This window comes from Pseudonocardia sp. ICBG601, from assembly GCF_020496245.1.
In genome coordinates this window covers 1-2,277 of the sequence record NZ_JAHLJA010000265.1, presented here as the reverse complement: position 1 = coordinate 2,277, position 2,277 = coordinate 1, and the positions used below count along the sequence as shown (strand labels likewise).

Below are 2,277 nucleotides of genomic sequence, written 5' to 3'. Positions count from 1 at the left end.
TGGATCTGGCGGTACAGCTCGAAGTTGCCGCGCTCGTCCACGAGCCGGTCGCGCACGTCCTGCGAGAGGAACGGGACGCGCTGGTGGAAGCCGGTCGCGGCGACGACCAGGTCGGCACGGACCTCCGTCCCGTCGCCGACGATCGCGACCGGTCCGCCGTCGCGGACGCCGAGCCCGGTGACGAGGGTGTCGCGCCGCACGGTGATCGAACCGTCGGCGACGGCCTCGTAGAAGCCCTCGGTGGCGAGGCTGACGGTGGAGCGGGCGATGTCCTCGAGCGAGCCGTCGGGCACCAGCCCGAGCTGCTTCAACCGCAGCTGCCGCACGATCTGTCCCTGGAGGCTGCTCATCATGGCGTCGCGGACGCCCTTGCCCGGGCCGTGCAGGAAGCGTTCGAAGCCGACGAGCTGGGCGTAGCGGAACAGCCCCTCCCCCAGCCTCGTGAGCAGCAGGTACTTGTAGTTCAGCGCGCCCGCGATCCTGCGCGGCATCTTCCAGAGCAGCTCGCGCGCCACGACGGTCGTCGACGCCGAGACCTCGTCGAGCGCCACGGCGACGTCGCACGCGGACTTCCCGTACCCGATCACGACGACGTGCTTGTCGCGGACGTCGTCGAGCGCCGCGACGTCCGAGGGCGGGCAGTAGCGCCCGCCCGCCGCGCGGAACGCGTCGGCGCCGGGCAGCTCGGGCAGGAACGGCTCGGAGAAGATCCCGTTCGCGACGACGAGGTGGTCGAACTCCTCGCTCCCCGCGGTGGTCGTGACGGTCCAGCCGCCGCCCGCGCGCGCGGCTCGGCGGAGAGCACCTCGGTCGAGGTGCGCACGTTCTCGCGGATCCCGAAGTGCCGCGCGTAGGCCTCCAGGTACTCCTGCACCTGCTGCCCGCTCGGCCACCGGGTAGTGCTTCGGCATGGGGAAGTCGGAGAGCGAGTACGTGCCCTTGTCGTTCTGCGTGGTCAGGCCCGGGTAGCGGCGGACGGCGCTCCAGACGCCGCCGACGTCGGGCGCCTTCTCGTAGACGACGACGTCGTGGCCGAAGCCGGTCAGGACCTTGGCGGAGGAAGGCCGGCGAACCCGGCCCCGACGATCGCGATGCGCATGGCGGGGTTCCTCGGAGTCACTCGGCGAGCTGCGGGATGGCGGGGACGGCCCGTTCGGGGCCCATGGCGGAGTAGCCGCCGTCGACAGCCCAGTCGGCGCCGGTCACTCCGGACGCCGCGGGCGACAGCAGGAAGGCGACGACGGCGCCGACCTCGTCGGGGTCGCCGACGCGGCCGGTGAGGTGGAAGGGCGCGGCGACGCGGTCGGTCTTGGCGCGGTCGCCGCCGCTGAGGTCGTCCATGATCTTCGACCAGGTCCAGCCGGGGCTGACGGAGTTGACGCGGATGCCGTCGGCGGCGAAGTCCATCGCCATCGAGCGCGTGACCTGCACCAACGCCGCCTTCGACGCCGGGTACACCCACCGGCGGCCTGGGCGACCTTCGACGAGATCGACGTGAACGTGACGATCGCGCCGCCGGTCGCGGCGAGGTGCGGGCGAGCGGCGCGGCTGACCTGGACGGCCGAGACGAGGTTGACGTCCAGGGCGCGCAGCCAGTCGGCGCGGCCGGTGTCGGCGCCGTCGTCGAGGTAGGTGCAGGCGAGGTTGACCAGCCCGTGCAGGCCGTCGACGGCCACCGCGGCGACGGTGGCGGCCACGGCGTCGTCGTCGGTGACGTCGGTCGGGTGGAACGCGACGCGCTCGCCGAGCTCGTCGAGCAGCGGCTTGACGCCCTCGGCGTCGATGTCGGCGACCGCGACGGCTGACCACCCGCGCGTGCAGGGCGCGGACGACCCCGTGCCCGACGAGGGTCGAGCCTCCGGTCACCAGCACCGTTCGGCCGGTCAGGGCGGGTGGCTGTGCCATCGGGAACCTCCGGAACGACGGCGTCGTCTAGCGGGGACTGTGAACACGGTCATAGTTCGGCTATACAGTGACCTGGGGCTATCCCCGCAGCGCGGACGCTGTCCGCCGGCGCGAGCCCCGACGACGACGTGTGGACGGACCCGAGGAGGCGCCGTGACCGAGGTGCTGAACGGCTACCGCAGGGTGCGTTCGCCCGACCTCGACGAGGCGCGCGAGCGGGTCGGCGAGGTGTTCTGCCCGCACCGGCTCGAACCCCTCGACGGCCGCACGAGCCGGGCCGTGCGCTTCAACGCGGCCGGGATCGGTCGCGGTCGGGCTCTCCTACACTGGCCTACGGATCGGCGGTGCGGATCCGACCGGAGCCGCTGCAGT

2 protein-coding genes and 2 pseudogenes are annotated in these 2,277 nt (G+C 72.7%); 1 reads left to right on the top strand and 3 read right to left on the bottom strand.

Going from position 1 to position 2,277, the window contains the following annotated elements; all coding sequences use genetic code 11:
* The 3 genes and pseudogenes from KPL57_RS64785 to KPL57_RS73790 all read right to left on the bottom strand — a co-directional run.
* Nucleotides 1–911, bottom strand: a 911-nt coding sequence (locus KPL57_RS64785; RefSeq protein ID WP_226359412.1) for an NAD(P)-binding domain-containing protein, incomplete at its 3' end; no start/stop codon positions are given.
* A gap of 205 nt (nt 912–1,116) precedes the next feature.
* Complete coding sequence (locus tag KPL57_RS73795; protein WP_374203999.1) at nt 1,117–1,458, bottom strand: SDR family oxidoreductase; 342 nt, start codon at nt 1,456–1,458, stop codon at nt 1,117–1,119.
* Between the two features lie 65 nt (nt 1,459–1,523).
* Nucleotides 1,524–1,760 (bottom strand): annotated as a pseudogene (locus KPL57_RS73790) (SDR family oxidoreductase); the annotation flags it as partial.
* 298 nt (nt 1,761–2,058) lie between these two features.
* On the opposite strand from KPL57_RS73790, the pseudogene KPL57_RS64775 reads away from it, so the two are divergent.
* A pseudogene (locus KPL57_RS64775) lies at nt 2,059–2,277 on the top strand (hypothetical protein); the annotation flags it as partial.